The sequence below is a fragment of the Chloroflexota bacterium genome, assembly GCA_020850535.1.
Taxonomy (GTDB): Bacteria; Chloroflexota; UBA6077; order UBA6077; family JACCZL01; genus JADZEM01.
Genome location: JADZEM010000034.1, coordinates 1 through 2,908, shown reverse-complemented (window position 1 = coordinate 2,908; position 2,908 = coordinate 1). Strand labels below are relative to the sequence as shown.

Sequence of the window (2,908 nt, the reverse complement as noted above, 5' to 3'; positions counted from 1 at the left end):
GCTCCCCCAACGGCACCGCCACCAAGGTCGCCCTCGCCACCCTCTTCGGCACCTGGCACGCCCAGGGCGTCAATCCCTTCCTCGCCTGCCGCCAACTCCTCGCCCCACAAGTCTGAACTCTTACCGCCGAGGCCGCGTGTGCTCTCCCCGCCAGTTCCTGCTTTAGAATAGGCCGCGATATCCAGGTACCCTGGCTGTGCATCGGGCCGCCACCAGCGCTGTTTCAGGGGTATGTGCCAGAACCACGATTGGCCCGCACTGTGGCAGCGTTCCTAAACCACCTCCTCAATCACCGGGGTGAATGCATGGGTGTCGGACCCTACGGTGTAGCCCGAGCAGTCCAGCGCCCGAGCCAATGCCCGAGCCAATGTCCGAGCCAGCGGCCTCCAGGCTTTCGGGGAGACTGGTAGTGGATCTTACGGCAGCACCCACAGGAGGCGATATCGTGCCCCCTCGTGCCTTCGGCCTGCCGAAGGACGAGACAAGCGAGCGCGCAGCACGGCCCGGCTCCCTTCTGGCGGTGCTCGCACTGGTGCTGACCTGGACCGTGATGCTCTACGCCGCGACCTTCGTCGTGGTGCGCGACTACTACACCACCCATCTCCCGCACTACGACTCAATTGGCGCCTATTACGTCATGTATTCGATCGTGAATCAGGCGGCCGCGCAGGGACCGGCCGCCGCGGCGATCCAGGCACTCCGGATTCCGATCACCTGGCTCCAGCCCCTCTACGCTCTGCTGCTCGCCTGGGCGCCGGTCCGTGCACCCGAATACCTCGTGACGCTCAACGGCTTGTTGCTGCTCGTCACTCAGGCATCGATCGTGGTGTACCTGCGGACCTTCGGAGTGTCGAGCCGGCGGCAGGTGCTGGCGGCATTCCTGCCGATCGTACCGGGCGCGCTCTACGCCTGGGATGGCGGCATCCAGGATCTTCGCCGTGATCCTCAGTTGACGCTGCTGTTGATGGGCGTCGTGTTCGCCAGCCTCGCCTACGTCGAGCGGCCGTCCTGGCAGCGCGGCCTCTGGTGCGGGATCGTCCTGGGGCTGACGCAGTGGTCGCGCGACAACGCGGCGGCGATGCTCCTGCTCTGCGCGGTGCCGTCGGCCGTCGTCGCGTTTCGACGCCACGCGTGGACGTCGGCACTCAAACTCGCCATTGTCCCAGGTCTCGTCTTCTTGCTCTTCGCCGTGCCGTACTACTGGATGACCTTCGACCAGACCCTCGTTCGCTACACCAGCACTATCTGGGGCGTCGGCGAGGGCCGGCTGGCGTCGTTGAGGTCCTTCTGGCTGACTCCGCTCCATATGCTGCTCGGCGACGAGGGCCGGGCCGGCGGGAACCTCAGGGTCGCGGGAGCCACGGTGGTGCTGCTCGCGATAGGGCTTGCCGGGGTGGCCGCGGGAGCGTTGACGAAACAGGTTCGGCTGGTTCCGCGACGACTCCTGAGCCGTCCGCACCTGACACTGCTCGGGGCTGGTGCGTATGTCGCCGTCGCGGTCGTACTGTACAACTGCCTGCTACTGGGCTACGGGGCAAGTTGGCACGCGATGCCCTTCCAGCCGACGGTAGTCGGAGCGGTACTGATACTGGTGGCCGCGCTCGGCGCCGTCGAGCGGGCACGGCCCGATGTGCCGGCCGGCCCGTGGTGGAACGGCGTGGTGGCTGCCGCGGCTGTCACCATCATCGCCTCGGCCGTCATCCGGATGGGCCTGGCTGCCCCTCCAGCCGTCGGTGCGGAGACGGTCGCAGCGGTGCGCTCGGCTGCGCTGGACATCGATACGATTGTGGGAAACAAGGCGGTCGGCATCATCTGGATAAAGGGGTTTGGGCGGCACCATGTCCGCTACTATCTTGCTCAGGCGGGCTTGCCGCCGCCGCGCGAGTTCGAGAGCGTCGCGAACGGCAGCGGCGATCCGATCGAACTCGAGCGGCCACTCGCTGACGGCGACCCGCGCGACGTCCTGACGGCCCGTCTCGAGCGGACGATCCGGCGCTTTGCCGACTATGTGCTCGTCACCACCGAGACGGCGGCGTATGAAGACCCCAAGGGAGAACTCTGGCCGTATCGTATCGGGCGGCCCGCCATCGACAACATTCTGGCCGATCCCGACTTCGTGCCGGTTGCCCGGTTTACCCTGTTCGGCCGCCCATTCGTTCTGCTCGAAAACAGACTGAATCCCCGGCCAGGCCCGCCCGCCAGGGCGCACGCGCCGGCCAGCCGCCTACATGTGGAGGAGCATTCGTGAGCCGACTGATCCGCCGAGCACGCTCGATCGCGGCCCGTGCCCTCGGGCGAGGGTCGGCAGTGGTAGAGCCTACGGCGTCACAGACCGGGTCCACGGCTGCCGCACCAGCCTACCGCACCCGCGCCATCGATCCGCGTTTCCCTGACTGGACGGCGATTCTCGACACGAATCGCCCGCTCTGGGAAGACGCACGGCGGCGTGCCGCGACCGGCCCGGCCGTTCTGGTCGCGACGATGATCGGTGGGTACCACGCCGGCTCGATCTTCGAGAGCATGCTCTCAGTCGCGCTGACCCTGCGCGGCGTCCGGGTCCACACCCTGCTCTGCGACATGGCCTTGCCCGGCTGTCAGCGTGCCGAGTTCACCGACATTCCAGACCCACGCATTATCGTGGATTACAAGCTTCCGAGCGTGCTCTGTGGCGGCTGCTACCACGCCGGCCAGTACTGCTACGACCCGCTCGAACTACCCTCCCACCGCATCGGGTCACTCACGACGGACGCCGAGAAACAGGAGGCCCGCGCGCTGGCGGCGAGCATCCCGTTCGACGAGATTCCGCACTGGAGCTACGACGGGCTGCCGGTCGGGGAGCATGCCTATGCCGGGGCGCTGCGTTACTACGCGCGGGGCGACCTGGGGGCGGCCCCCTACGGCGAGACGG

General features: G+C 67.3%; 2 protein-coding genes. Both read left to right on the top strand.

All coding sequences use genetic code 11. The annotated features are described in order from the left end of the window. Nucleotides 1-367: 367 nt before the first annotated feature. Complete coding sequence (locus IT306_05990) at nt 368-2,248, top strand: hypothetical protein (protein MCC7367951.1); 1,881 nt, start codon at nt 368-370, stop codon at nt 2,246-2,248. A 59-nt stretch (nt 2,249-2,307) separates the two neighbouring features. Then, a partial coding sequence (locus tag IT306_05985; GenBank protein MCC7367950.1) for a hypothetical protein occupies nt 2,308-2,908 on the top strand: 601 nt, incomplete at its 3' end.